General features: G+C 66.9%; 19 protein-coding genes. 13 read left to right on the forward strand and 6 right to left on the reverse strand.

The genetic code is table 11. From position 1 onward, the window contains the following. Nucleotides 1-23: 23 nt before the first annotated feature. Nucleotides 24-1,004: an ABC transporter substrate-binding protein gene (locus tag ACYQ1Z_RS10495; RefSeq protein WP_459792457.1), complete on the forward strand. Its 981-nt coding sequence runs from the start codon at nt 24-26 to the stop codon at nt 1,002-1,004. 95 nt (nt 1,005-1,099) lie between these two features. On the opposite strand, the gene ACYQ1Z_RS10500 is transcribed toward ACYQ1Z_RS10495, so the two are convergent. Continuing rightward, nucleotides 1,100-2,374: an HNH endonuclease signature motif containing protein gene (locus tag ACYQ1Z_RS10500; protein ID WP_459792501.1), complete on the reverse strand. Its 1,275-nt coding sequence runs from the start codon at nt 2,372-2,374 to the stop codon at nt 1,100-1,102. 288 nt (nt 2,375-2,662) lie between these two features. Beyond that, nucleotides 2,663-3,868, reverse strand: a complete 1,206-nt coding sequence (locus tag ACYQ1Z_RS10505; RefSeq protein WP_459792458.1) for an ROK family transcriptional regulator — start codon at nt 3,866-3,868, stop codon at nt 2,663-2,665. 90 nt (nt 3,869-3,958) lie between these two features. Between ACYQ1Z_RS10505 and ACYQ1Z_RS10510 the strand changes: the two genes are divergently transcribed. The 11 genes from ACYQ1Z_RS10510 (at nt 3,959) to ACYQ1Z_RS10560 (ending at nt 18,939) form a co-directional block, all read left to right on the forward strand. Then, nucleotides 3,959-5,236, forward strand: coding sequence for an ABC transporter substrate-binding protein (locus ACYQ1Z_RS10510; RefSeq protein WP_459792459.1), 1,278 nt, complete (start codon nt 3,959-3,961; stop codon nt 5,234-5,236). Between the two features lie 37 nt (nt 5,237-5,273). After that, a complete protein-coding gene (locus ACYQ1Z_RS10515; protein ID WP_459792460.1) occupies nt 5,274-6,215 on the forward strand; it encodes a carbohydrate ABC transporter permease in 942 nt (313 codons plus the stop codon). Continuing rightward, nucleotides 6,212-7,099 (forward strand): carbohydrate ABC transporter permease, encoded by an 888-nt coding sequence (locus tag ACYQ1Z_RS10520; RefSeq protein WP_459792461.1) that lies wholly within the window; start codon nt 6,212-6,214, stop codon nt 7,097-7,099. Before ACYQ1Z_RS10515 ends, ACYQ1Z_RS10520 begins: the two co-directional genes overlap by 4 nt. A 61-nt stretch (nt 7,100-7,160) precedes the next feature. Continuing rightward, nucleotides 7,161-8,876, forward strand: coding sequence for a glycoside hydrolase family 13 protein (locus tag ACYQ1Z_RS10525; RefSeq protein ID WP_459792462.1), 1,716 nt, complete (start codon nt 7,161-7,163; stop codon nt 8,874-8,876). Then, nucleotides 8,873-9,691, forward strand: a complete 819-nt coding sequence (gene ppgK, locus ACYQ1Z_RS10530; protein ID WP_459792463.1) for a polyphosphate--glucose phosphotransferase — start codon at nt 8,873-8,875, stop codon at nt 9,689-9,691. The genes ACYQ1Z_RS10525 and ppgK overlap by 4 nt, the downstream gene beginning before the upstream one ends. A 44-nt stretch (nt 9,692-9,735) precedes the next feature. Continuing rightward, the gene (locus ACYQ1Z_RS10535) at nt 9,736-10,353 is read left to right on the forward strand and encodes a TetR/AcrR family transcriptional regulator (protein WP_459792464.1); all 618 of its coding nucleotides are present in this window, start codon (nt 9,736-9,738) and stop codon (nt 10,351-10,353) included. 123 nt (nt 10,354-10,476) lie between these two features. Then, on the forward strand, nt 10,477-11,994 hold the full coding sequence (locus ACYQ1Z_RS10540) for an aldehyde dehydrogenase family protein (RefSeq protein WP_459792465.1): 1,518 nt from the start codon (nt 10,477-10,479) through the stop codon (nt 11,992-11,994). Then, a complete protein-coding gene (locus ACYQ1Z_RS10545) occupies nt 11,995-13,638 on the forward strand; it encodes a GMC family oxidoreductase (RefSeq protein ID WP_459792466.1) in 1,644 nt (547 codons plus the stop codon). A gap of 166 nt (nt 13,639-13,804) precedes the next feature. After that, the gene (locus ACYQ1Z_RS10550; protein WP_459792502.1) at nt 13,805-15,379 is read left to right on the forward strand and encodes an APC family permease; all 1,575 of its coding nucleotides are present in this window, start codon (nt 13,805-13,807) and stop codon (nt 15,377-15,379) included. Nucleotides 15,380-15,526: 147 nt separating this feature from the next. Further along, nucleotides 15,527-16,075 (forward strand): hypothetical protein, encoded by a 549-nt coding sequence (locus ACYQ1Z_RS10555; RefSeq protein ID WP_459792467.1) that lies wholly within the window; start codon nt 15,527-15,529, stop codon nt 16,073-16,075. Continuing rightward, a complete protein-coding gene (locus tag ACYQ1Z_RS10560) occupies nt 16,072-18,939 on the forward strand; it encodes an ATP-binding cassette domain-containing protein (RefSeq protein ID WP_459792468.1) in 2,868 nt (955 codons plus the stop codon). Before ACYQ1Z_RS10555 ends, ACYQ1Z_RS10560 begins: the two co-directional genes overlap by 4 nt. Here the strand turns inward: ACYQ1Z_RS10560 and metH are convergent. From metH to ACYQ1Z_RS10575, 3 genes are all read right to left on the reverse strand, one after another. Beyond that, entirely contained in the window at nt 18,929-22,591 is a 3,663-nt protein-coding gene (gene metH / locus ACYQ1Z_RS10565; protein WP_459792469.1) for a methionine synthase, read from the reverse strand. The genes ACYQ1Z_RS10560 and metH overlap by 11 nt on opposite strands. 100 nt (nt 22,592-22,691) lie before the next feature. Continuing rightward, entirely contained in the window at nt 22,692-23,738 is a 1,047-nt protein-coding gene (locus ACYQ1Z_RS10570) for an LLM class flavin-dependent oxidoreductase (RefSeq protein ID WP_459792470.1), read from the reverse strand. Nucleotides 23,739-23,809: 71 nt separating this feature from the next. Continuing rightward, nucleotides 23,810-24,733, reverse strand: coding sequence for a LysR family transcriptional regulator (locus ACYQ1Z_RS10575; RefSeq protein WP_459792471.1), 924 nt, complete (start codon nt 24,731-24,733; stop codon nt 23,810-23,812). A gap of 109 nt (nt 24,734-24,842) precedes the next feature. Between ACYQ1Z_RS10575 and ACYQ1Z_RS10580 the strand changes: the two genes are divergently transcribed. Next, the gene (locus tag ACYQ1Z_RS10580) at nt 24,843-25,181 is read left to right on the forward strand and encodes a CBU_0592 family membrane protein (RefSeq protein WP_459792472.1); all 339 of its coding nucleotides are present in this window, start codon (nt 24,843-24,845) and stop codon (nt 25,179-25,181) included. A gap of 74 nt (nt 25,182-25,255) precedes the next feature. Here ACYQ1Z_RS10580 and ACYQ1Z_RS10585 read toward each other — a convergent pair whose 3' ends face one another. Continuing rightward, nucleotides 25,256-26,167 carry an NAD(P)-dependent oxidoreductase gene (locus tag ACYQ1Z_RS10585; protein ID WP_459792473.1) on the reverse strand — a complete coding sequence of 304 codons (912 nt, stop codon included), beginning with the start codon at nt 26,165-26,167 and terminating at the stop codon, nt 25,256-25,258. Nucleotides 26,168-26,252: the final 85 nt, after the last annotated feature.

Below are 26,252 nucleotides of genomic sequence, written 5' to 3' on the forward strand. Positions count from 1 at the left end.
TGCTTACTTTTCAGGAGGACTCCATGGCCACCCTCAAGACGAAACCCGCCCTCATCGCCGCCCTCGCGGCGTCGCTGCTGGGCCTGGCAGCCTGCGCCGATCCGGGCGCCACGGCGGCGACAGCACCGTCGTCGTCATCCTCCCCCACCGCGGCGGGCAGGACCTTCAACCTGTCCCCGGAGCAGAACCGGCTCAAAGTCGAGGTCAACCCCGAGGCCGCCGCGCTCGTCCCCGAAGCCATCAAGGCGGACGGCAAACTGACCGTCGTCACCACCGGCAATACGGCCCCGCTGAGCCTTTTCGCGTCGGACAACAAGACCCTGATCGGCAACGAGGTGGACATCGCCTATGCCGTGGGTGAGACGCTGGGGCTCGACGTTGAGGTGCTGCCCGTAGCCTGGGCCGACTGGCCGCTTGGCATCGAGTCGGCCAAGTACGAGGCCGTGCTGTCCAACGTCACGGTCACCGAGGCCCGCAAGGAGAAGTTCGACTTCGCCACCTACCGGACCGACCTGCTCGGTTTCTACGCCAAGAGCGACTCGGACATCGGTGAGATCAAGGAGGCCAAGGACGTGGCCGGCAAGAAGATCATCGTCGGCTCCGGCACCAACCAGGAAGCGATCCTGGTGCGCTGGGACGAGGAGAACAAGAAGAACGGCCTGAAGCCGGTCGAGTTCCAGTATTACGACGACGATTCCGCCTCCACCCTGGCACTCCAGTCCGGCCGCGCTGACCTGACCTTCGGGCCCAACGCGGGTGCGGCGTACAAGGCAGCGCAGGACGGCAAGTCCAAGCTTGTCGGCACCCTCAACGGCGGTTGGCCTCTGACGGCGGATATCGCCTTCACCACCAAGAAGGACAACGGCCTGGCCGTCGCAGCACAGGCAGCGCTGAACGACCTGATCAACAACGGCACCTACGGGCAGATCCTGGACCGCTGGGGCCTGTCTTCCGAGGCCATCGCGAAGTCCGAGCTGAACCCGGCAGGCCTGCCCAAGAAGTAAACGGCCTGCCGACGAATGGATCCCCGCCTCGCGTGCGTGAGGCGGGGATTCTTCGTGGTGCCGCTGTAGAGCACGACGGCAGCCAGGCAGTAGAGCTAAAACGGCGGAGACTCCGGACGAGGGGCCCCACGAGGTCTTGCCGCCAATTCGACTGCCTCCGCCTCGAACTCCACAGGTCCAGTAACATACCGCCGGCCCGCAGGTGACTGCCATGACAGCTCCCCGGTCCGGGACGAGTGCTTGTACGTCCACGCACCAATGGACTTCAGGGCGTGATGCCGGCGGCACAGCATGGCCAGGTTGCCGGCGTCGGTAGTCCCACCGTCATGCCATTCGACCGTGTGGTCCGGTTCGCAGGCCGCGGCCCGGCGCGTGCAACCCGGGAAACGGCAGGTCCCATCACGGCTGCGCAGGAACCGCAGTAGCGACTTGGGGGGACGGTAAACCGTGCGGCCCATGCCCAGGGCCCTGCCGGTAGCGTAATCCGTGAAGAGGCGCTGCCAATTTGGAGCCATGGCCGCCAGGCGCCGCGCCGCAGGAGCATCGATTGGCCCGTAGCCTTCGAGTTCAGCAAGTGGTTCACCAGCGGCCACCACCTCAACGCCGGCATCGCTGACACCGTCAAAGACGATTCCTACCGGAATCGTCACAACGACCTCCGGCTTGAACGCCCCGGCCTGCACGCCATCCGAACTTCCGAGCAGCCGGCGAACTAAAGCATCGGCACGGAACTCCGGCAGCGTGCGGGAATCACCCGCCGCCTGTGACTCCTGTTCGTCGAGGAGCCCCTCCGCCCTGGCGCTGGCAAGCTGCGCGTTTGCCGCCCGGGCATCGTTATCAAGACCGTTGTAAATAGCCAGTCCGTATTCCGCAGGAATGTACGCGCTAAGAGTGCACATGCCGTCCGGCTCAGGCGAAAACCAAACACCCCGTTCGCGGTGCGCAGCCGCCTTCCGCGATGCAAGGCTTTCCGGATGAAGGTTCTCCTGCAACCGCCGCAGGCATGTACGGAACTCTGAGGGCGTACGGCGGCGGCCCTGTCTCGTGTGCACGCGCCGCACGGCGATCATCGCGAAATTCTCAGCGACGTCGGCCGGCAGCGGGCGCGCAAGCTCCAGGACGATTCGGGCGTGGGCGCTGGACAGTTCCCCGCTCTCCAGCGCCTCGAAAACCGGCCATTGGGAGGCGCACAAGTCCGCCGCATCATTTAGCTGGCGCGCGGCGGTCCGTTCGGCGAGTGCACAGGTTGTGGCCACTTCGGTGACTGCCAGCGCATGCACTTCGTCACCGCGAAAGCGCTCCGGTTGCTCCTGGTTCCTCGGCGGGGGCTCTTCCCCAATCGCTTCTTCCACCCTCGCCAATCCCTGCATCTTCACAGCAGTTGCCCACGAAATGAGGCGCTCCGCGGACTCCACCAGGCGAAGCGCGCCGTCAGCCGTCAGGAATGAGGCCAGCGGAGAACTTAGGGAACCGGTCAGCAGGGTATCCGGGTCCTCGTAGCTGACAGCGGGAACCCAAGCCTCACCGTTAACCACGAATGACTCATCCACGGACCCACCCCCTTCGGATGCTGAGGACTTTCCTGTTGCTTTCACACTAGAAGGAGGGTCTGACATTCGAGGCGGCCAGGCAGGACGCGAAAACAGGTAAAGCAGGGGTCAGGGCCGGACGGCGCGCGGCAGGAACGCGGCAGGTTCGCGCTTGATCCTTGCGAGCGCAGATTCGATGGCCCCCTGCACGACGGCGTCTGCCCCGAGGGTGCTCGCCACCAGGTCCGGGAGGGGCAGCCCGGAATTGGCGGGCAGCAGGCGGCGTGCCTGCTCCAGGACCGGACCGATGGCGCGGGAGATTCCGCCGGCGACAACGATGCGCTCGATATCCAGCAGGCTGGACAGCACCACCGCAATCCGCGCCAGCCTGGCCCCCAACCGGGCAATGATGTCCGCCGCGAATGGATCCCCTTCGCGAGCTGCCTGGAACACGTCCTCCGCGCTGATCTGAGCTTCCGGGATGCCCCGCAGCGAGGTCTTCCCGCCGTAGGAGCCAAGGCGCGAGCGCGCCCACTTGCGGGCGAGCGCCCCGATCCCGTCCGTGGGTCCTTCATCCGGCACCGACTCGTCATCGGCGAAGAAGGCCAGGAACCGCATTTCGCCGGCGCCGCCCCGGGGTCCCCGCAGCAGCCGCCCGTCAACAATGAGGCCGGCACCGAACCGCTCACCCGTCAACAGCGTTGCCACGTTTGACGACGGGTCCTGTGCCTGTTCGGCAATGGCCGCGAGGTTGGCGTCGTTTTCGACCATCACCATTCCGGGAAGTTCCGAGGCGAAGCCCGGGTTCATCAGCTGCCAGAATTCCCCTCCGCCGGGAGATTCGCCGTGCTCGTCGACCGGTGCGGGTACACCAATGACTGTCAGCAGGACGTCATCGAAGTCGCGGCCGACGTCACTAAGGGCCAGGCCGATGAGCTCACGGGCACCTGCACGCCGGCCCTCCCGGCCAAGGGCATGCGAGTCCACGGTCCGGCGCCGCTTGATCAGCTCGCGGCCGCGCAGATCCGCCACAACTGTCGTGAACGCCCCTTCGCCGGCGTCCAGTCCGACGACGACGCCGGCAGCCTCGCGCAACCGGTACCGGCGCGCCGGACGGCCTTTGTTTGTTCCGGCAGGCCGGCCGTCATCGACTTCCTCCAGCCAGCCCGCACTGACCAGTCCGTCACACACGCCGAGCACCGTCGCCCGGGTCAGTCCGGTCACCTCCATCGCCTCGCCGGCTGTGAACACCTGCTCCTCAAGGGCGAAGCGCAGCAGTGCCTCGGAGTTGATCCGGCGTAACAGTTGCGTCGAATTCGCCGTAGTCGCGTTCATCCCTTGACGATATCGCCCCCGTCCCCCATCCTCGTATAGGTCATAAATTTATGTCCCATATAAAACTTGTGAGACACCCCTTAGGAGCCGATGTTGCCACCTCTGACGTCCACCGGGACGCGAGTCTCCCGACGCACTTTCCTCGCCGCGGCAGGAGGGGCCCTGGCCGCCGCCGCCCTGGCGGGGTGCGCCCCCGCGGGCAGCCGCCCCACCATCACGTTCCACCAGTCCAAGCCGGAAGCCGTCCCCTACTTCCGGGACCTGGCCGCCAAATACACCGCCTCCCAGGACCAGGTCCGGGTCCTGCATGACATGGCAACCAACCTCTCCGCCAGCTTCGTCCGCAGCAGCCCGCCGGATCTCGGCTGCCTCAACTACAACCTGGAAATGGCCCGGTTCATGGAACGGGGCGCCCTCGCGGACCTGTCCGACCTGCCGGAAGCAGCATCCATCCGCGACGACGTGCTGGACCTGACCAACTGGTACCCCACGTACGCCGGCCGCACCAGCGTCATCCCCTACTCGGTCATGGCGGCATCGGTCATCTACAACCGCCGCATCTTCGCGGACAACGGCCTTTCCGTCCCCACCACCTGGGACGAACTCATCCACGTCTGCGAGACGCTCAAGGCCGCCGGCATCACGGCGATCTACGGCACCTTCCGCGACCCCTGGACCATCGCGCAGGGTCTCTTCGACTACACCGTGGGCGGCATGGTCGATGTCCGCGACTTCTACAAAAAGATGAACGACGTCGGCGAGAACGCCGGCCCCGACTCCGAGGTCTCCTTCCAGAAAACCCTGCTGGAACCGGTGCAGCGCATGGTCCAGCTGACGAAGTACGTCAACGCCGATGCGTCCAGCCGCGGCTACGGAGACGGCAATACAGCCATGGCCCAGGGCCAGGCGGCCATGTACTTCCAGGGACCGTGGGCGTTCGGCGAAATCGAAAAGGCCGGAACGGACCTGGATCTTGGCACTTTCCCGCTGCCCATGACCGATGACCCCGCCGACCTCAAGGTCAGGGTCAACATCGACCTCTCGCTCTGGGTTCCCGAAGTGGCCAACGGACAGGAAGGCGCCCGGTCCTTCCTGCAGTACCTGATGCGGCCGGAGGTCCGGGACCCCTACAACGCCAAATTCCTCGGCTTCGGTACGGCGAAGGACGCCCCGCCCGTCACAGACCCGCGCATCGTCGAAATGCAGAAGTACTACGACGAGGGCCGCTTCTACATGGGCGCCTCCCAGTTCATCCCCACCACTATCCCCGCCGCCAACTACCTCCAGTCGATCACCGGCGGCGCCGATGTTGAAGGCACCCTGCGGCGCATGGACGCGGACTGGGCCCGCCTGGCCTTCCGCGCGTAATCCCGCTTCCGACCCCCGCACGAAACGAGGACCTTCCATGTCATCAATGACGAGACCTGCCACGAAAGAAGCGGTGACGCCGCCCCGCGCCACGGCTCCAGCCCGCAAAGCGCAGAAAAGCCGCATCGACCCCCTCTACTACGTCTTCCTCCTCCCCTCCCTGGTGATCTTCACGCTGGCCGTCACGCTGCCCGCCGTGCTCGGATTCGTCTACAGCTTCACGAACTCAATCGGCTTCGGCGACTTCGACTTCATCGGCATCCGGAACTTCATCGCTGTCTTCCGCGATGAAGGAATCCTCAGCGCCTACAGCTTCACGCTCGGCTTTGCGCTGGTCACCGTGATCGTCGTCAACGCCATCGCCTTCCTCCTCGCCCTGGGCCTGACCGCCCGCGTCCGGTTCCGCAACGCACTGCGGACGGTGTTCGTGATCCCGATGGTGATCTCCGGCATCGTCATCGCGTTCGTCTTCCAGTACCTCTTCTCCAACTCGCTGCCGCTGGCCGGGCAGAGCCTGGGCATCGAACCGCTCGCCACGAGCCTCCTGGCCAACCCCGACCTCGCGTGGCTGGCGATCGTCTTCGTCACCGCCTGGCAATCCATCCCTAGTGCGATGCTGATCTACATTGCCGGGCTCCTCACGGTGCCCGCCGAGGTCTATGAGGCCAGCTCCATCGACGGCGCCACGCCCTGGCACAACCTCCGGCACATCACGCTGCCGCTCATTGCCGGATACGCCGTGATCAACACGGTCCTCGGCTTCAAGAACTACCTCAACGCCTACGACATCATTGTTGGCCTGACCGACGGCGGCCCGGGCGTTTCCACCCGCAGCGTCGCCATGGCGATCTTCCGCGGCTTCGAAGGCGGCGACTATGCCTACCAGATGGCCAACGCCGTGATCTTCTTCCTGATCAGCGTCGCCACCGCACTCATCCAGCTCCGCTTCACCCGTGGCAAAGGAGGGCTCGCAGCATGAGCAACGCGACCCAGAGCATCACAACAGCACCAGCACCAGCCAAAAAGCGTCGGATCGGCGCCGCGCCCGAGCGTATCAACTGGACCGCCACGGCACTCCTGATCGTCTGCACGCTTGGCGTGCTCGTCCCGCTGTACGTGACCCTCAGCATGGCGTTCAAAACCACCGGCCAGGCCGTGGACGGCAACGCCTTCTCGCTGCCGAGCCCGTTCACTTTCGACAGCTTCGCCCAGGCCTGGACCCTTACGAACTTCCCGCGCGGCTTCGCGATCTCGGTCTTCGTGTCCGTCATCGCCGTCGCCGGGGAGATAGTTGTGTCGGCGCTGGCAGCCTACGCGATTGTCCGCAACTGGGACCGCAGGCTCTTCCGCTGGTCGTTCTTCTACCTGCTGGCGGCCATGTTCATCCCGTTCCCTGTGGTGGCACTCCCGCAGATCCAGCTCACCGGCATGGTGGGACTCGACAACCCGCTTGGCGTCGCCATCCTGCACATCGTTTTCGCCCTGGCGTTCAACACCATGCTCTTCACCGCGTTCCTGCGCTCGATACCGCTGGAACTGGAGGAAAGCATGCGGATGGACGGCGCCGGGACGTGGCAGGTGTTCTGGAAGCTCATCTTCCCCCTGCTCGGCCCCATGAGCGCCACCGTGGGCATCTTCGCCTTCATCGCTTCCTGGAACGACTTCATGATGCCGTCGCTGATCATTTCCGATCCCGAAATGCAGACCATCCCCGTGCTGCAGAAGATCTTCCAGACGCAGTTCAGCAACAGCTACAACGTCGCCTTCGCCTCGTACCTGATGGCGATGGCCCCCGCCATCGTCGTCTACCTGTTCACCCAGCGCTGGGTCATGTCCGGCCTCACGCAGGGCGCCGTCAAGTAACCCTGCCGTTCCGCAACTCCAGCCCACGTCATCAACCACGCACAACACCAAAGGACCGATCTTGCCCACCACCGCCAGCTTGGCAGCCCGCACCGGCACCCTCCAGATGGACGATCCCACCTGGTGGCGCCAGGCGTCCGTCTACCAGATCTACCCCCGCAGCTTCGCCGATTCCAACGGTGACGGAATCGGGGACATCAACGGCATCACCGCGAAGGTCCCCTACCTGCGGGACCTGGGCGTCGACGCCGTCTGGCTGAGCCCGTTCTACCCTTCGGCCCTCGCGGATGGCGGCTACGACGTCGACGACTACCGCAACGTCGACCCGCGGCTGGGCACGCTCGAGGACTTCGACAAGATGGCCAAGGCCCTGCATGAGGCCGGCATCAAGCTGATCGTCGACATCGTGCCAAACCACTCTTCGGACCGCCACGAATGGTTCAAGGAAGCCCTTGCCGCCCCCAAAGGCTCCCCGGCCCGCGACCGCTACATCTTCCGCGACGGCCTGGGCGGGAACGGTGAGCTGCCGCCGTCGGACTGGGAATCGGTCTTCGGCGGGCCCGCCTGGGAACGCATCACAGAACCCGACGGCACCCCGGGCCAGTGGTACATGCACATCTTCGCCAAGGAGCAGCCGGACCTCAACTGGGACAACCCTGAGGTCCGCGACGACTTCCTGACCACCCTGCGCTTCTGGTCCGACCGCGGCGTGGACGGCTTCCGCATCGACGTGGCGCACGCGCTGACGAAGAACCTCGAGGACACCCTGCCCACCACGGCCGACCTCGAAGCGCGCGGAGAGGCGCTTTACCTCGCTGGCGAGCACCCGTACTGGGACCGCGACGAGGTCCACGAGATCTACGCCGAGTGGCGCAAGGTGTTCAACGAATACACCCCGCCGCGCACCGCCGTCGCCGAAGCCTGGGTGCACGCCGACCGCCGCGCCCGCTACGCCAGCCCCGAGGGGCTCGGCCAGGCCTTCAACTTCGACCTGCTGCAGGCCGACTTCGACGCCGGCCAGTTCCGGAAGACGATCACCAAGAACCTCGCCGAGGCGGAGGCGTCCGGCGCATCGTCGACATGGGTTTTCTCCAATCATGACGTCGTCCGGCACGCCACCCGCTACGGACTGCCGGCGTCGGAGCCCGACACCGACGGCGGGATCATGGCCGGCCAGGCAGGCAAGCAGTGGCTGCTCGCCGGCGGCCGGCAGGAGGATGTCGACGTCGAACTCGGCCTGCGCCGCGCCCGCGCCGCCTCGCTGCTGATGTTCGCCCTGCCCGGCTCCGCGTATCTGTACCAGGGCGAGGAGCTGGGCCTGCAGGAAGTCGGCTGCGAGATCCCCGACGCCGAGCGCCAGGACCCGTCCTTCTTCCGCAACAAGGGCGTTGAGATCGGCCGTGACGGGTGCCGCGTCCCGCTGCCCTGGACCGCTTCCGGCAGTTCCTTTGGCTTCGGCAGCGGCGGCTCGCACCTGCCCCAGCCGGAATGGTTCGCCGGTTTCTCAGTTGAGGCGCAGGAAGCGGCAGGGGACTCCACCCTTTCCGTCTATCGGAAGGCGCTGGCCCTCCGCGCTGAACTGCAGACCGCCGAAGAGCTGGAGTGGCTGGAAACCGGCCGGAATGACGTGCTCGCGTTCCGGCGGCCGAACGGCTGGACCTCCGTTACGAACTTCGGCGCCGAACCCTTCGAGCTGCCCGCCGGGACGGTCCTGGCCTCCAGCTCGCCGCTCCCTGAAGGCACGCTGCCCGGCGCGACCACGGCGTGGCTCCAGTGACCGCCGCCCCGGCTGCCCCGTCCGGCGCGGACCTCCGGATCGGCATCGATGTAGGCGGAACGTTCATCAAGGGTGCCGTTGTGGACCCCGACAACGGCGTCCCCGTTGGCCAGGTCCTGCGCCTCCCAACCCCCGCCGGCGGTACCCCGGAGTCCGTTGCCGGCGTAGTGGACCAGCTGATCAACGAGCTGGCGGCAGAAAACCCCGGCCATCACATCGGCACCGTGGGAATCGCGATCCCTTCGATCGTCCAGCACGGGGTGGCCCGGTCCGCGGCGAACATGGACCGGGGATGGATCGGGCTGGATGCCGAGGCATACCTTGGCACCCGGTTGGGCCTCCCCGTCGCCGTCGTGAATGACGCCGACGCAGCGGGCCTGGCGGAGGCCCGCTACGGGGCCGGCAAAAACAGGCTGGGGGTTGTCCTGGTCCTGACGCTGGGAACAGGCATCGGGTCAGCCCTGGTTGTTGACGGCATGCTGGTTCCGAACTTCGAACTGGGCCACCTGGAGGTCGCCGGCGTCAAGGCGGAAGCGCGGGCCTCCGCCGTCGCCCGCGAGACTGAGGGACTCGGCTGGCCGGAATACGCCGGCCGGCTGCAGCAGTACCTGGCCCACGTGGAGTTCCTGTTCTCGCCCGACCTGATCATCATCGGCGGCGGAATTTCCGCGTGCAGCAACGAGTACCTGCCCCTCCTGGCACTGCGCACCCCGGTGATTCCGGCCGGGCTGGAAAACTCCGCCGGCGTGGTGGGGGCAGCCCTCCATGCCAGCACCGTCCGGAGCGTTTCCCCCTCCTGCCCGGCCGCCGTATGACACCTGAAATACCCTCCCGGCAGCTTTGGCAATAGTCTGGCCAGATGGGGACAAACACCGTGAACTCCGGCGAACAGCTCGACAGGCAGTCGCGCATCCTTGAAGCGGCGCTTGACCTGCTGTCCCGGCACGGTATTGCCGGCGTGAGCATGCGTGCCGTCGCGCGGGAGGCGGGCGTGGCGCTTGGCCTGGTGAACTACTACTACGACGATAAAACCAGCCTGATCCGCGCCGCCCTGCACAGCGTGGACGAGCACGACCTCCTGCTGGTGGCACCGGACCCGTCGGCCACCCCGGATGAGCAGCTCCGCAAGTCGCTGCGCCGGGTGGCCGGCGCGGACCTGCTCACCACCCGGTATCTCTCCCTCCGCCTGCACCTCTGGGCCCTGGCCCAGGCCGACGAGGGCTACGCCGAAATCAACGCCATCGCCTTCGACCGGTACCTCAACGGGCTTGCCAGGCTCGTCTCCAATGCCAAACCCGAGCTCTCCTGGCAGGAATGCCGGGAACGGGCCGAGGACATCGTGGTGGTACAGAACGGCATGTGGCTGACCTCCCTCCTCGGCGTGGGCAACGCGTCCATCCAGCGCAGCATCGCCCGCACCGAAGAGATCGCCTTCGCGCCGGCGAAGGGCACCCACCCGGACAACGCCCAGGACTGACACCGTACGACGGCAGGCCCCGGAAACACTCCTTCCAGAAGGTGGACTGCGCCCAAACGTAACTTGAACGCTTGTTCAAAAAAAGTATTGAACACTCGTTCAATCTGCTCTACTGTCTTCCGTATGACTTACGCCACACCGTCCAATACCGCGTCAGCATCCACCCTCTTTATCAACGGCTCATGGGAGCCGGCAGCCTCCGGCGCAGCCCGTGAAATCCGCAACCCGGCCGACGGCGAACTGGTCGCCACCGTCTCCGAAGGCGGCAGGGAGGACGCCGAACGCGCCATCGCCGCAGCCCGGGCAGCCTTCGACTCCGGAGTCTGGTCCTCCGTCCCCGCCCCCGAGCGCGGCACTTTCCTTCTGAAAGTCGCAGCCGGCCTTCGGGAGAACCGCGAAAAGTTCGCCCGTGCCGAATCACTGGACACGGGAAAGCGGATTGTCGAGAGCCGCATCGATATCGATGACATCGCCGCGTGCTTCGAATACTTCGGCCGGCTCGCGGGCCAGCAGCCCGGGCGCGTGGTCGACGCCGGGAACCCCGACGTCGTCAGCCGGATTGTCTATGAACCCGTAGGCGTCTGCGGCCTCATCACACCGTGGAACTACCCCCTGCTCCAGGCCGCCTGGAAGATCGCCCCCGCCTTGGCGGCCGGCTGCACCTTCGTCCTCAAGCCGGCCGAATTGACCCCGTCCACGAGCATCCTGTGCATGCAGCTCATGAAGGACCTGGGCCTGCCCGACGGCGTCGCGAACCTTCTCACCGGGCCCGGCACCAAGGTTGGCGCACCGCTGTCCGAACACCCCGACGTCGACCTCATCTCGTTCACCGGCGGGCTGGAAACCGGCAAGCGCATCGCCGCCACCGCTGCCGCCACCGTCAAGAAGGTGGCGCTTGAACTGGGCGGCAAGAACCCCAACGTCATCTTCGCTGACGCCGACTTCGATGCCGCCGTCGATAACGCCCTCAACGGTGCTTTCCTCCACTCCGGGCAGGTCTGCTCCGCAGGAGCCCGGCTGGTGGTGGAGGAATCCATCGCCGAACGTTTCGTGGACGAGTTGGTCCGCCGCGCCGAAGCCATCCGCCTGGGCGGTCCCTTCGACGAGGACGCCGAAACCGGCCCACTGATCTCCGCACAACACCGCGACAGCGTCCACGAGTACGTCCAGCGCGGCATCGCCGAAGGCGCCCGGCTGCGGACCGGCGGCTCGGCGCCGGAGGGCAAAAAGTACGACGCCGGCTTCTACTACCTGCCCACCATCCTGGACCAGGTGCAGCGCGGCATGTCCGTGGTCACCGACGAGGCGTTCGGCCCGGTGGTCACGGTGGAGACCTTCCGCACCGAGGACGAGGCCATGGCTATCGCCAACGACACCATCTATGGCCTGGCCGGTGCTGTCTGGACGCAGGACGCCGGGAAGGCCCAGCGGGTGGCGGGCCGGCTCCGGCACGGCACCATCTGGATCAACGACTACCACCCCTACCTTCCGCAGGCCGAGTGGGGCGGCTTCGGCCAGTCCGGCGTCGGCCGCGAGCTGGGCCCCACGGGCCTGGCCGAATACCAGGAAGCCAAGCACATCTACCAGAACACCAGCCCGCAGGTCACCGGCTGGTTCGCTGACCACAGCAAGGAGAACTAGATGCACTACGACAACATCGAAGACCTTGGCGGGCGCACGTTCGACTACATCGTCATCGGCGGCGGGTCCGCCGGCGCCGCCGTGGCCGCCAGGCTGAGCGAAGACCCGGCCGTCACCGTCGCCCTCGTCGAAGCGGGCCCGGACGACCGCAGCATCCCCGAAATCCTGCAGCTGGACCGCTGGATGGAACTGCTCGAATCCGGCTACGACTGGGACTACCCGATCGAACCGCAGGAAAACGGCAACTCGTTCATGCGCCACGCCCGCGCCAAGGTCATGGGCGGCTGCTCCAGCCACAACTCCTGCATCGCCTTCTGGGCTCCGCGCGAGGACCTGGACGAATGGGAATCCAAGTACGGCGCCACCGGCTGGAACGCCGACGCCGCCTGGCCGCTGTACAAGCGGCTGGAGACCAACGAGGACGCCGGCCCGGACGCACCCCACCACGGCGACTCCGGCCCCGTGCACCTGATGAACGTACCCCCGGCCGATCCTGCCGGCGTCGCACTTTTGGACGCCTGCGAGCAGTCCGGCATCCCCCGCGCGAAGTTCAACACCGGCGCCACCGTGGTCAACGGCGCCAACTTCTTCCAGATCAACCGCCGCGCGGACGGCACCCGTTCCTCCAGCTCGGTCTCCTACATCCACCCGATCATCGACCGGGAAAACTTCACCCTGCTGACCGGCCTGCGGGCCCGCCAGCTGGTGTTCGACGCGGACAGGCGCTGCACCGGCGTGGACGTGGTGGACGGGGCTTTCGGCCGTACCCACCGGCTCTCCGCGAACTGCGAGGTCATCCTCTCCACCGGCGCCATCGACTCGCCCAAGCTGCTGATGCTCTCCGGCATCGGTCCGGCAGAACACCTCGCGGGGCACGGCATCGAGGTCCTGGTGGACTCCCCCGGCGTCGGCGAGCACCTGCAGGACCACCCGGAAGGCGTTGTCCAGTTCGAGGCCAAGCAGCCCATGGTGCAGAGTTCCACGCAGTGGTGGGAGATTGGAATTTTCACCCCCACCGAGGAGGGGCTGGACCGCCCGGACCTGATGATGCACTATGGCTCTGTCCCGTTCGACATGAACACCCTGCGCCACGGCTACCCCACCACGGAGAATGGCTTCAGCCTCACCCCCAATGTCACGCACGCCCGTTCCCGCGGCACCGTCCGGCTCCGCAGCCGCGACTTCCGCGACAAGCCCATGGTGGACCCGCGCTACTTCACCGATCCCGAAGGCCACGACATGCGCGTGATGGTGGCCGGGATCCGCAAGGCCCGCGAAATCGCCGCGCAGCCGGCGATGGCGGAGTGGACCGGCCGGGAACTGTCGCCCGGTGTCGAGGCGCAGAGCGACGAGGAACTGCGCGACTACATCCGCAAGACCCACAACACCGTCTACCACCCCGTCGGCACTGTCCGGATGGGCGCCGTCGACGACACCATGTCCCCGCTCGACCCCGAGCTGCGGGTCAAGGGCGTCACCGGCCTCCGCGTCGCGGACGCCTCCGTCATGCCCGAGCATGTCACCGTCAACCCCAACATCACCGTCATGATGATCGGCGAGCGCTGCGCCGACCTCATCCGTGCCAGCAGGACAGGAGAAACCACCACGACGGCGGAACTTCAGCTCAGCGCATCGCCCGCCTAGGCAACAAGCAACAGGCCCCTCCCGCAAGCGGCCCGGCGTTCACAGGCAACGCCGGGCCACCTCCCCCCCTTCGACCTTCCCCGCACCCCAGGGCGGCCGGTCCCATCGTGCTTTTCTGATCTAGGAGTCCATATTGGAACCCAGCAAGAGTATTGATTCAAGCGGCATGGACGAATTTGGCTACACCCAGACCCTCGACCGGAGTATCGGCAAATTCGCCAGCTTCGCCGCGGGCGTCAGCTACATCTCCATCCTCACCGGTGTTTTCCAACTGTTCTACTTTGGCTTTTCCATGGCCGGCCCCGCTTACGCATGGTCCTGGCCCCTCGTTTTTGCAGGCCAGCTGATGGTGGCCCTGTGCTTCGCCGAACTGGCAGGCCGCTACCCGGTGGCCGGTTCGGTGTACAACTGGGCGAAGCGGCTATCGTCGGGGACGTTCGCGTGGCTGGCCGGCTGGCTGCTGCTGATTTCCTCCATGGTGGCGCTCGGGGCCGTGGCCCTGGCCCTGCAGCTCACCCTGCCCCAGATCTGGTCCGGTTTCCAGATTATCGGTGACGGCACCGGCACCTATGATTTCGCCCTCAACGGCGTCCTGCTGGCAAGCATCATGATCACCATCTCCACCCTCATCAATGCTTTTGGCGTAAAGCTGATGACCAAAATCAACAGTGTGGGCGTCTTCGTTGAACTCGCGGCGGCCGTACTCCTCATCCTGGCACTGGGATGGCACGTGGTACGCGGGCCTGAAGTCCTGTTCAGCACCGCCGGCTATGGCGAAGGCCACGACCTCGGCTTCTTCGGCGTCTTCCTGATCGGCGCCATGGCCTCCGGCTATGTCATGTACGGCTTTGACACCGCCAGCTCCCTCGGTGAGGAAACCAAGGACCCCAAGCGCACCGCGCCCAAAGCAATCCTGCGGGCGATCACGGCGTCGTTCGTGCTGGGCGGCCTGATCCTGCTGTTCGGCATCCTCGCCGCCCCGGACCTGGCCGACCCCAAGCTGGGCAGTGCTGACGGCGGACTGCAGTACATCGTGCTCAGCGTCCTGGGCGGACCGTTCGGGAAGGCCTTCCTTGCCTGCATCGTGGTTGCGGTGTTCGTCTGCACCCTCGCAGTCCACGCCGCCGCCATCCGGATGATGTTCGCCATGGCCCGCGACAACAACCTGCCGTTCAGCCGGCAGCTCAGCAAGGTCCATCCCCAGCGCAAGACGCCGACGGTGGCCGCCATCGTCATTGGGGTCATCGCCATCATTCCGCTGATCGTCAACGTCTCCCAGCCTGCGATCTTCACCATCCTCTCCAGCATCAGCATCGTGCTGATCTACCTGGCCTACCTGCTGGTTACGGTGCCCATGCTGCGCAAGCGCCTGCTGGGGAAGTGGCCGGGCCCCGGCGGGACCGCCGACGTCGGGTTCAGCATGGGCAAGTGGGGACTGCCGGTGAACATCCTCGCCGTCCTCTGGGGCGCCGCAATGACCATCAACCTGGTCTGGCCCCGCCAGGAGATCTACAACTCCGTTCCCCCGTTCGAGTGGTACCTGCAGTGGGGCGGCGTGCTGTTCGTCGCCGCCGTCACGGTCGGTGGCGCCCTGCTCTACCGCTTCAAGATCCGGCACCAGACCGGTGTACTGGCCGAACACGCCGCCGTCGCCGTCCACCCATCCTCCGGGTCCACCGCTGATGCTCCGGCTGAGCACCGCGATGAAGACCACCAGGACGCTGGGGTGAAGGTGTCCTAAAAGCTGCTGCTGCAGCAGGGTCCGCTGCAGCAGCTCCAACAAAGGAAGGGCCGACGACGGCAGTCACCACGCCGTCGTCGGCCCTTCTTTGCGTCACACAACGCTTTGGCCTCCGGATCCGGGCAACGGACGCCCTACCCTTGACAGGTGACTTTGACTAATATTCGCACCACCGCCGCGGGCTCCCTTGCCGCCGCCGGTCTCCTGCTTACCCTCGCTGCCTGCTCCACGCCGGCCGCCACCTCTCCCACAACCACTTCCCCGGCTTCCACGGCAACCACCTCCGCCAGCGCCGGACCCTGCACGGGCGTGCAGGTCATCGTGGATTCCGGTTCCCTGAAGCAGGATGCCGCCGATACCTCCGTCTGCGTCCCCGCGGACGAATCCACCCTGGCATCGGCCGTGCTGAGCGAAGCCGACGTGAAGATCGAAGGCACCGCCAAGTACCCCACGAGCTTCGCGTGCCGCGTCAACGGTGTGCCCGCCGCGGACTTCGACATCAAGCACAAGGCTGGCACTATCCGCGAAGCGTGCGATGACAAAAACACTGTTTCTTATTGGGCCCTCTGGGTGAAGCCCGCCGCGGGTACATGGGCCTACGCGCAGGAAGGCCTGGACAGCCTGAAGCTCAACCCCGGCGAGAGCCTGGAACTGCTGTACACGGTGGACGGCGAACCGGCCGCCCCCGCAGCATGACCTTCCGACCCGCGCCGCTACATGCTGGGGTGGCCCTTGCCGCCATCTTCATCGCGGCGCGGGTCATCTACCGCGTCCTCTTCAACGGCGCCAGCAGGGGCACTCCGGTCCTGCTCGACCTGCCGCCGGTGCGGCTGCCCGCGCCGTACGCGCATGTGGTCCTCTTCGGCCCGGTCACAGGATCAGGAGTGTGGGAGGCGGTCCTGTCCGCCCTGCCGATCGCCGGAACGATCCTCGCCTTCGGCATCCTCAACTCCTTTGTGGACGTGGCCCGCGGTTTCGTGCACCTGGCCCGCCGCGGACCCCTGCAGGGCGTGGCCCGGACCCTTGTGGTGGCGTGGGCGGCGCTGCCCGCACTTGCCGACGCCGTGGCCTCCGTCCGCCTGGCCTTCAGGCTGCGGGGCGAACGATTCGGGCCCCGCGCCCTGGTGCCGGTGCTGGAACGGACCCTTGAACACGCCGCCCGGGTGGCAGCCGCCCTCGAACTGCGCGGCTTCGGAAGCCGGTCCGCCCACCAGCCTGTCCGCGGTGATGACCCTCCAGTCTTCGTCCGGGATGCCGAATTCCGCATCGGCAAAGCCCGGGTACGCGCCGCCGGGTTCACCCCCGCCGCCGGATCGGTCACGGTGATCACCGGGCCGACAGGATCAGGGAAGTCCACCATCCTGCGGGGCCTCGCCGGCCTGCTCTCCCACGTGGACGGCGGGCAGGTCCTCGGCACCGTTCGCATCGCCGGAACGAACCGGGCCACCACGATGCCGCGCGACACCGCCCGGATTATTGGCGTCGTCCTGCAGAACCCGCGCGCCGCGTTTGCGTCCACCCGGGTCCGGGACGAAATCTCCCTAGCACTTGAGCTGCGCGGCATCACGCCCGCCGAGTACGGGGCCTGGGTGACCGAAGTAGCAGAACGCGTCGGCGTGGCTTCGCTGCTGGACCGGAACCTGAGCACCCTCTCGGCCGGCGAGGCCACACTCGTGGCCATCGCTGCCGCCGTCGTGGAGCAGCCGGCCGTGCTCCTGGTGGACGAGCCCCTCGCCGACCTCGATACCGCTGCACGCGGGCGCGTGACCGCCGTGCTGCACGCCCTCGCCCGGGACGCGGGCGTATGCGTCATCGTGGCGGAGCACCGGGCGGAGCAGCTGGTGCCCATTGCCGACGCCTGGTGGACCATCGACGACGGCGCATTGATTCCAACTGCGGGGGTTCCGGGTGCCGCACCGGCCGCTTCGGTCCCCGTCGGCCAGAGTCCGGCGCCATTTGCGGCTGCCGGGCGGGCGCCCGTGCTGGCCGCAACGAACCTCGCCGTGCAGCGCAAGGGCAAGCCGCTTGTGAGCAGCGCGTCCCTCACCCTGAACCGCGGCGAAGTGGTGGCACTGGTAGGCCCGAACGGGGCCGGGAAGTCCTCCCTGCTGGTCGCGCTGGCACTTGGGCAACATACAGAAGACGACGGCACAGACGGCAGGCACGCGGTCGACGGCGGCAGGGTCGCCCTCGTGCCGGACGCATCCGATGATCTGTTCACCAGGGACACCGTCGCCGGCGAACTCCGCGCGGCGGAGCGGCGGATCGCACGCCGGAAAGACGCCCCACTGGTGCAGCCCGGCTACGCGGCGAATCACCTTCTGCGGTTGCGGGGTGGCGCCGGGATGCCGTTCGGCCCCGAACATCCCCGGGACCTCTCGGCCGGGGAACGCCGCGTCCTTGCCATCGCGCTGCAGACCATGGACAGCCCCGGGGTGCTCCTGATCGACGAGCCCACCCGCGGGCTTGATCCGGCAGCACGCACGGCTGTTGCGGCGGCGCTGCGGGCGGCGGCCGACGCCGGCACTGCGGTCCTGATCGCCACCCACGACCACCGCTTCGCCGAGGGCCTCGGCGCCCGGATCCTGCCGATGCGTGATGGCGTCGCCCCCGCCCCAGAGCATGAGAAAGCGGAGCTGGAGTCAGTGGCACCCGCCGGGTCGACTGCCCTCAACACCACCAAGGCGCCGGCCGTCACGTTCCCTCGGTTCTCCGATCCCCTGCCGGACGACCCGGCTGCCCGCAAACCCCGCCGCATCCGGATGCCCCGGGGGCTCGAGCCCACAGTCCTCGCTGCCGCCAACCTCCTGGCCCTCGGGGCCTTTTGCTGGCCGCTGCTCGCCACGGCCCTCCCCCAGGATGCCGCCGCTGCCGTTCCCTATGCGGCGCTGGCCATCGCACCCGTGGCCGCGGTCGCCGTCGTTGTCTCCCTGGATGGCTCGGTGCGGTCCGCGCATATGGTGGCGCTGCTGGGCGTCCTGGCCGCCGTCGGCTCGGCGGTTCGGGTGGCGAGCACCGGCGTCGGGGGTGTGGAGGCTGTTTTTATCCTGCTGCTCCTCGCCGGCCGGGCGTTCGGTGCCCGGTTCGGGCTGCTCCTCGGCGCAGCCACGATCGCCGTGTCGAGTGTGCTGTGGGGCGGCGTCGGTCCGTGGACGCCCTTCCAAATTTTCGCGTGCGCGTGGGTGGGCGCCGGGGCAGGCCTGCTTCCCCGGCGGGTGCGCGGGAAGGCGGAGCTGTGGATGCTGTGCGGCTATGGCGCCGTGGCGTCCTACCTGTTCGGCCTGTTGACCAACCTGTGGTTCTGGCCGTTCGCCGTGGGTGCGGGCACCGGCATCTCCTACGTTCCGGGCGCGCCACTGGGCACCAACCTCAGCAGCTTCCTGCTCTACTCGCTGGTGACCTCAACCGCCGGATGGGACACGCTGCGCGCCATCACCACGATCGTCGGAATTGTCCTGGTGGGACGCGCCATCCTGGCCGCGCTGCGAAGGGTGAAGCCCGTCTCCGGTGCAGGCGGGCAGGCCGTACAGGCCCAGCCCGCCCGTGCCCTCACACCTTGAAGTACTTTGCCTCCGGGTGGTGGAAGACGAACGCGTCGGTGGACTGCTCGGGGTGCAGCATCAGTTCGTCGCTGAGGACCACGCCCATGCGTTCGGGCTTGAGGAGTTCCGTGACCTTGCGGCGGTCCTCCATGTCCGGGCAGGCGGGGTAGCCGAGCGAGAAGCGGGCGCCGCGATAGTCCAGCTTGAAGTAGCCCGCGATGTCCTTGGGTTCCTCGGCGGCGAAGCCGAGTTCCGTGCGGATCCGGGCATGCCAGAACTCGGCCAGCGCCTCGGTGAGCTGCATGACCAGGCCGTTGAGCTCGTAGTAGTCGCGGTACTGGTTGGCGGCGAACATCTTGGACGTGAACTCTTCGATCTTGGAACCGGCGGTCACCAGCTGCACCGGCAGCACGTCGATCTGCCCGGATTCGCGGGACTTCACGAAGTCGGCCAGGCACAGGTGCCGGTCGCGGCGCTGGCGCGGGAAGTCGAAACGCAGCCGGTCGGTACCGATCGGGCCGCCTGAACCACCGTCCGGGGCGAGCAGGCCCGCGGTGCCGAGGACGCCGTCGGAATCCTCGCCGTGGTGCAGCACCACCACCTGTTCCCCCTCTGAGACCACGGGGAAGTAGCCGTACGCCACGGAGGCGTCCAGCATGCCCTCGCCCAGGATGCGGTCCAGCCAGTAGCGCAGGCGCGGCCGGCCCTCGCGTTCCACCAGCTCCTCATAGGACGCACCGTCCTCGCCGCGGCCGGGCTTGAGGCCCCACTGCCCCATGAAGGTGGCGCGCTCATCGAGGAACGCTGCGTAGTCGTGCAGCGAGACGCCGCGCACGATGCGCGTGCCCCAGAACGGCGGCGCCGGCACGGGGTTGTCCTCGGCGACGTCGGACCGGCCGGGCATTGCCTCGGGCTCGGTCACCGTGAACTTCGCGCCTCCCTTGTGAATGCGCTTCTTCAAAGGCGGCAGGCCGACGTCGTCCGGCGACTCGCCGCGCGCGACCCGCACCAGCGGCTCCATGAGGGAAAGGCCCTCGAACGCGTCCTTGGCGTACCGGACCACGCCGTCGAACTGCTCCGCCAGGTCCTGCTCCACGTAGGCGCGGGTCAGGGCGGCGCCGCCCAGGATCACCGGCCACTTCTTGGCAAGGCCGCGGGACTGCAGCTCGGCCAGGTTCTCCTTCATCACCACGGTGGATTTCACCAGCAGCCCCGACATGCCGATGACGTCCGCGTCGTGTTCCTCGGCGGCGGCGATGATTTCGGCGATGCCCTGCTTGATGCCGATATTGACCACTTTGTAGCCGTTGTTGGTCAGGATGATGTCCACCAGGTTCTTGCCGATGTCGTGCACGTCGCCGCGCACGGTGGCGATCACCATGGTGCCCTTGCCGGAGGAATCGGACTTCTCCATGTGCGGTTCGAGCAGGGCGACGGCGTTCTTCATCACCTCGGCGGACTGCAGCACGAATGGCAGCTGCATCTCGCCGGCACCGAACCGCTCGCCCACCACCTTCATGCCCTCAAGCAGGTGGTCGTTGATGATGCCGAGCGGGGTCATGCCCTCGCTCCGCGCCAGGTCCAGGTCCTCCTCGAGGCCCTTGCCTTCGCCGTCGATGATCCGCCGTTCCAGGCGCGCGCCCGTGGGGAGGGCGGCGAGTTCGGCGGCGCGCTGGTCCTTAAGCGCTGCGGTGTCGACGCCGGCGAACATGTCCAGCATGATGGCAAGCGGATCGTAGGTGGTGTTGCCGTCGGCGTCGTATTCGCGGCGGTCCCAGACGAGGTCCAAAGCGACCTTGCGCTGCTCTTCCGGCAGGGAGGCGAGCGGCACGATCTTGGCGGCGTCGATGATGCCGCTGGTCAGGCCCGCCTGGACGGCCTCGTGCAGGAACACGGAATTCAGGACGATGCGCGCTGCCGGGTTGAGGCCGAAGGAGACGTTGGAGACGCCGAGCGTGGTGTTGATGCCCGGGTACTTGGTGGTGATCTGGCGGATGGCCTCGATGGTTTCGATGCCATCGCGGCGGGTTTCCTCCTGGCCGGTGGCGACCGGGAAGGTGAGGGCGTCCACGATGATGTCCTCGACGCGCATCCCCCATTCGCCCACCAGGGCGTCCACCAGGCGGGAGGCGATGGCCACCTTGCCCTCGGTGGTGCGGGCCTGGCCCTGCTCGTCGATGGTCAGGGCGATGACGGCGGTGCCGTGTTCCTTCACCAGCGGCATGATGCGGGCGAAGCGGCTGTCCGGGCCGTCGCCGTCCTCATAGTTGACGGAGTTGACCACCGGACGGCCGCCGATGAGTTCCAGGCCGGCTTGCAGGACGGGCGGTTCGGTGGAGTCGATGACGAGCGGGAGGGTGGAGGCCGACGCGAAACGGGAGACGACCTCCTTGATGTCCGCGACGCCGTCGCGCCCCACGTAGTCGACGCAGACGTCGAGCAGGTGCGCGCCGACGCGGATCTGCTCGCGGGCGATGTCCACGCAGTCGTCCCAGCGTTCCTCGAGCATGGCCTGGCGGAAGGCCTTGGAGCCGTTGGCGTTGGTGCGCTCACCGATGGCCAGGTAGGAGGCGTCCTGGTCGAAGGAGACGTGCTGGTAGAGGGAGGCGATGCCGGGGTCGTGCTCGGTGGGGACGCGGGCGGGGGCAGGCTTGCCGCCGTTGGCGGTCCCGCCGTCGTCCGCGTTTTTGCGGGTGCGGAAGGGCGCAAGGCGTTCGACGACGGCGGCCATGTGCTCCGGCGTCGTACCGCAGCAGCCGCCCACCAGGCCGAGGCCGAATTCGCGGACGAACTGCTCGTGCGCGGTGGCCAGTTCGGTGGGGGTGAGCGGGTAGTGCGCGCCGTTGGCGCCGAGGATGGGCAGGCCGGCGTTGGGCATGCAGGCGATGGCGACGGTGGACTGCTTGGAGAGGTGGCGGAGGTGCTCGCTCATCTCGTCAGGACCGGTGGCGCAGTTCAGGCCGATGGCATCGACGCCGAGCGGTTCCAGGGCGGTGAGCGCGGCGCCGATTTCGGAGCCCATGAGCATGGTTCCTGTGGTCTCGACGGTCACCTCGACGAAGATCGGGAGGCGGATTCCCTTGGAGACGATGGCCTGCTTGCAGCCGTTGACGGCGGCTTTCGTTTGCAGGAGGTCCTGGCTTGTTTCGATCAGGAACGCGTCGGCGCCGCCGTCGATAAGGCCCTCGGCCTGGAGGGCGAAGGTCTGCTTGAGGTAGTCGTAGCTGGTGTGGCCCAGGCTGGGGAGCTTGGTGCCGGGGCCCATGGAGCCGAGGACCCAGCGCATCCGGCCGTCGGTTTCCTCTGCCGCTTCGGCGCGTTCGCGGGCGATCCTGGCGCCCTTGCGGGCGAGTTCCTCGATGCGGTCGTCGATGCCGTAGTCGGAGAGGTTGGACCAGTTGGCGCCGAAGGTGTTGGTTTCGACGGCGTCGATGCCCGTGGCGAAGTACGCGTCGTGGATGTCGGCGATGACGTCCGGGCGGGTGTCGTTGAGGATCTCGTTGCAGCCTTCCAGGTTCTGGAAGTCTTCCTCAAGGGAGAGCTCCCGGCCCTGCAGCATGGTGCCCATGGCGCCGTCGGCAATAACAACCCGGTGGTTGACCGCGTCCAGGAGTTCCTGGGAGCGGGCCGGGCGGGCGACGGAGTCTATATCAAGAGCAAAACGAGGCATCTAAACAGGTTACGGGCGACACGCCGAAACGTTGCTTCGTATGTCTGTGTGCTACGGGCCGGGTTATTTCAAGGCCGGTAATACGACGCCGGCGCCGGGCCTAGGCAGCAGACCAGCCGAGGGCGGGCCCCAGCTTGCCGGCAATGTCCGTGAGGATCTGGACGTAGTCCTCATGGTCGAAGCTGAAGGGCAGGGCGAAGGCCACCTCGTCGACTTCCTGGAACCCGGCGTGTGCGTACAGCTGTTCGGCGATCTCATCGCTGGTGCCGATCAGGTCCGGGGCGAACAGCATGCCCCTGGGCCCCTGCGGTGCTTTCGTCCGGGGTGTACGTTCGTCGACATACCGTTGGTACTTCTCCCGCTGGCCGCTTGTGGCTGAGTCAGTGGGAATGACCACCAGGCCCTGCGACGCCCTGGCCTTGTTGCCTGCTTGGGCTGCGGCCTCTTTGTACGCCCGAATCTGGGACTGCTGGACGGCGGCGAAATCCGGTTCCTGGTCCTTGTCCAGGTCCTTGTCCTGGTCCGGGAAGATGACGCTGCTGGAGAGCAGGTTGAAGCCGTTGGTGCCTGCCCAGACAGCCGACTTGGTGCTGCCGGCGCCGTACCAGAGGCGGTCGCGCAGTCCGGCCGAGTGCGGTTCGACGCGGTTGGAGAACTCCTCCACCACGCCCTGTTTGCCGGAGAACTCCCGCGCCGGTTCCCCGGAGACCAGGCGGGCGAACCGCTCCACGCGGGTGTAGCTGAAGTCCTCCACGTCCGCGGAGTCCGGGTACAGCTCGTGTTTGATTGTGTCGTAGTGCATCGGTTCGCCGACGCTCAGGCCCGGGTTGATACGGCCGCCGGCGAGGAGGTCCACGGTGGCGAGGTCCTCGGCCAGGCGCAGCGGGTTCTCCCAACCGAGCGGGGTCACGGCGGTGCCGAGCTCAATCCGGGAGGTGCGCTGGCTGGCGGCGGCCATCACCGCAACGGGTGAGGAGATGCCGAACTGCAGGTGGCGGTGGCGGAGCCAGGCGCTGTCGAAGCCGAGCTGCTCGCCGAGTTCGATGATGTCCAGCGTGGACCTGTGGCCCGTTGCCGGATCTTTCGGATCGAACAGGCCGATGGTGAGGAAGCCGAGCTTGCGAAGCGGGCGCGAACGGTCAGGCATGGGCTTCCTTCGGGATCAGGGGCGGCTTGTACCCAGAATATGCGTCCTGGCCTTGGTCAGGTTCCGGCTGGTCAGGAGGTGGACCGCGTGTCGAAGGCGGCCGCCGATTCGCGCAGCAGGCGGGCGACGGTGTCGACGGGCAAACTTGTGGGCCGCCGTCGGTCGAAGCGCCGCAGCACGATGCGCCGGGTCCCGAGTCCGGGGACGTCCAGGATGTCCACCCCGTCCTGGGCGACGCCGGTCAAGGCCAGGGTTGGCACGATGGCGGCACCCTCTCCGGCGGCGACAAGTGAGAGGGCGGTCAGGGTGTCCGTGTATTGGTGCACGGTTTCGGTTTTCGCGCCGGAGGAGCGGCTCAGCCGTCCCAGGACGGAGAGGTTTGCGGCTGAAGGTTCGACGCCCAGCCACGGAAGGGGCAGGCGGCCGAGGTCGATGTTCTCGGTACTGAGGAGGGCTCCGGAAGGGACCACCAGCTTCCAGGGCTCGTCGAGCAGCGGCTCCTCGATCAGTCCGGCGGCAAGGGACCGTTGCTCCGCCGTCGTCGAATCAAGTTCCACAACGACGGCGTCAAGCTGGCGCTGGCGCAGCAGCCGCATCAGGACGGGGAAGTCGTCTTCGACGATGTCGATCCGGAGTTGGGGGTACTGGCTGCGCCACTCGGGAAGGCGCGGGATCACAACGGTCCGCACGAAGCTCGTGAACCCGCCCACCCGGACAACGCCCTCGACCGTGGCGCCGCCTTCGATCCTGGCGAGGGCGTCGCTGAGAGCACGCTCGATCTCTTCGCCGGCTTCGGCGATGGCCAGGCCGGCGGGGGTCAGGAGTGAGCCTTTGGGGGTTCGGACGACCAGGGCGTGCCCTGTTTCGTCCTCCAGTTTGTTGAGCTGCTGGGAGACGGCGGAGGGCGTAATTCCGAGTTCATCGGCAGCCGCGAGCACGCCGCCGGTGCGGGCGACGGCAAGGAGAACGCGCAGCCGGCGCGGGTCGATGTCCATGTTAAGCAGTTCTAAACCATGTCTGCAGCAAAATTCAATTGAACTTAATGAGTTCCGGTCCCACTATTGCAAGTGGAACTGCAGGCGCGAGACTTCGGAAGGGACAAACATGGAATTGCTGTGGGAAATTGCCGGTTGGGGCGGCGCGGTTACGATTCTGGGCGCATTCATGGGCGTCTCCATGGGGTGGCTGAAGGCCGGCAAGGCCTTCCAGATTGCGAATCTCGTTGGCGCCTGCGCCTTCATCATCAATGGCGCCTTCCACGGCGCCTGGCCGTCGGTGGTGACGAATGCCGTGTGGTGCCTTATCTCCGCCGTCGCGCTGTACCGCCTCCGCGCAGCCCGGGAGCAGGGCGCACCCGCGCCGGAGCCGGCGCAGCTTCCCGTGCCGGTGACAACCAGCCAGCTCACCATCGTTGATTCGAAGCCGGCAGCAGGCTGCGCCTAACTCACTGGGGGTGCCCTGCAGTTGCGTGAAGTCATTCAAGAGGCGTTGCCCGTCCGCCTTGAAGTCGTGACGTTTCAGGTCTCGGTGAGAGCTCTGTTGCGCTGAGCAAGGGTCTGGAAGATTCCTGTGTGATCAAGGGCGCCGTCGCCCCGGGAGACCATGTCCTCGAAAAGATCTTGGATTACCGTGCTCAGGGGCAGCTCCAGCTGTGCTGTTTTAGCCGTCCCCAGTACGAAGTTGAGGTCTTTCAGTTGGTTTTGGGCGCTGCCGCCGCCTGTGAAGTCGCCATCTATCCATCTCTGTCCTTTTTGGCGCAGGACCTCGGAGTCGGCCAGCCCACCGCGGAGCAATTCGAGCATCACGGATGGATCCAGTCCGCCGCAGCGAGCGAGAAGCATGGCTTCGGAAACTGCCGTGACTGTGCCGGCGACCACGATCTGGTTGCAGGCTTTGGCGAGTGCGCCCGAACCTCCCGGGCCCATGTGCCGGATGGTGCTGCCCATGAACCCGAACGCCGGGGTGACCGAGCGAAAAGTGTCCTCGTCCCCGCCCACCATGATGCTTAGGGTCCCGTTTTCGGCGCCCACGGTGCCGCCACTGACAGGGGCGTCCAGGACTCGGACGCCATGGTCGCGAAGCATCCGTTCGCCGAAGGCCGCCACTGCCCCCGGCGAGACGGTACCGTGCACGACGAGAATCGGCCGGGCAATGCCCCGGGCTGTCCATCCGGCTATCAGGCCCTCTTCTCCCGGAAGCAACGATTCGACGTGGCCTAAATCTGGCAACACGGTGAGAACGATGTCAGCGGCTGCCTCAAAGGGTGAGGCTGCAACGCGGGCGCCCAGGTCCACCAAGGCTTCGGCCTTCGAAGCAGTCCGGTTCCAGACTGTTAGCTCGCCGTAGCCCTTTAGCAGCCGGCGCGCCATGGGTTCCCCCATCGGCCCTAATCCCATCAGGGCAAGCATTGGGTGGTCACGTTCAGGCATTGGGGTCCTTCAGGGATTAGGGCGTGCACGTACACCCCTCCAGAACGGGGTGGAACATTGCGGGGCCAAGCGGAGGAGGGAGACA

The sequence above is a fragment of the Arthrobacter sp. AD-310 genome (genome assembly GCF_054656615.1).

Bases quoted from the DNA above. Each gene is read 5' to 3' on its own strand.
- ACYQ1Z_RS10495 (WP_459792457.1), top strand. From the start codon at position 24: ATGGCCACCCTCAAGACGAAACCCGCCCTCATCGCCGCCCTCGCGGCG.
- ACYQ1Z_RS10500 (WP_459792501.1), bottom strand. From the start codon at position 2,374: ATGCAGGGATTGGCGAGGGTGGAAGAAGCGATTGGGGAAGAGCCCCCG.
- ACYQ1Z_RS10505 (WP_459792458.1), bottom strand. From the start codon at position 3,868: ATGAACGCGACTACGGCGAATTCGACGCAACTGTTACGCCGGATCAAC.
- ACYQ1Z_RS10510 (WP_459792459.1), top strand. From the start codon at position 3,959: ATGTTGCCACCTCTGACGTCCACCGGGACGCGAGTCTCCCGACGCACT.
- ACYQ1Z_RS10515 (WP_459792460.1), top strand. From the start codon at position 5,274: ATGTCATCAATGACGAGACCTGCCACGAAAGAAGCGGTGACGCCGCCC.
- ACYQ1Z_RS10520 (WP_459792461.1), top strand. From the start codon at position 6,212: ATGAGCAACGCGACCCAGAGCATCACAACAGCACCAGCACCAGCCAAA.
- ACYQ1Z_RS10535 (WP_459792464.1), top strand. From the start codon at position 9,736: ATGGGGACAAACACCGTGAACTCCGGCGAACAGCTCGACAGGCAGTCG.
- ACYQ1Z_RS10540 (WP_459792465.1), top strand. From the start codon at position 10,477: ATGACTTACGCCACACCGTCCAATACCGCGTCAGCATCCACCCTCTTT.
- ACYQ1Z_RS10545 (WP_459792466.1), top strand. From the start codon at position 11,995: ATGCACTACGACAACATCGAAGACCTTGGCGGGCGCACGTTCGACTAC.
- ACYQ1Z_RS10550 (WP_459792502.1), top strand. From the start codon at position 13,805: ATGGACGAATTTGGCTACACCCAGACCCTCGACCGGAGTATCGGCAAA.
- ACYQ1Z_RS10560 (WP_459792468.1), top strand. From the start codon at position 16,072: ATGACCTTCCGACCCGCGCCGCTACATGCTGGGGTGGCCCTTGCCGCC.
- metH (WP_459792469.1), bottom strand. From the start codon at position 22,591: ATGCCTCGTTTTGCTCTTGATATAGACTCCGTCGCCCGCCCGGCCCGC.
- ACYQ1Z_RS10570 (WP_459792470.1), bottom strand. From the start codon at position 23,738: ATGCCTGACCGTTCGCGCCCGCTTCGCAAGCTCGGCTTCCTCACCATC.
- ACYQ1Z_RS10575 (WP_459792471.1), bottom strand. From the start codon at position 24,733: ATGGACATCGACCCGCGCCGGCTGCGCGTTCTCCTTGCCGTCGCCCGC.
- ACYQ1Z_RS10580 (WP_459792472.1), top strand. From the start codon at position 24,843: ATGGAATTGCTGTGGGAAATTGCCGGTTGGGGCGGCGCGGTTACGATT.
- ACYQ1Z_RS10585 (WP_459792473.1), bottom strand. From the start codon at position 26,167: ATGCCTGAACGTGACCACCCAATGCTTGCCCTGATGGGATTAGGGCCG.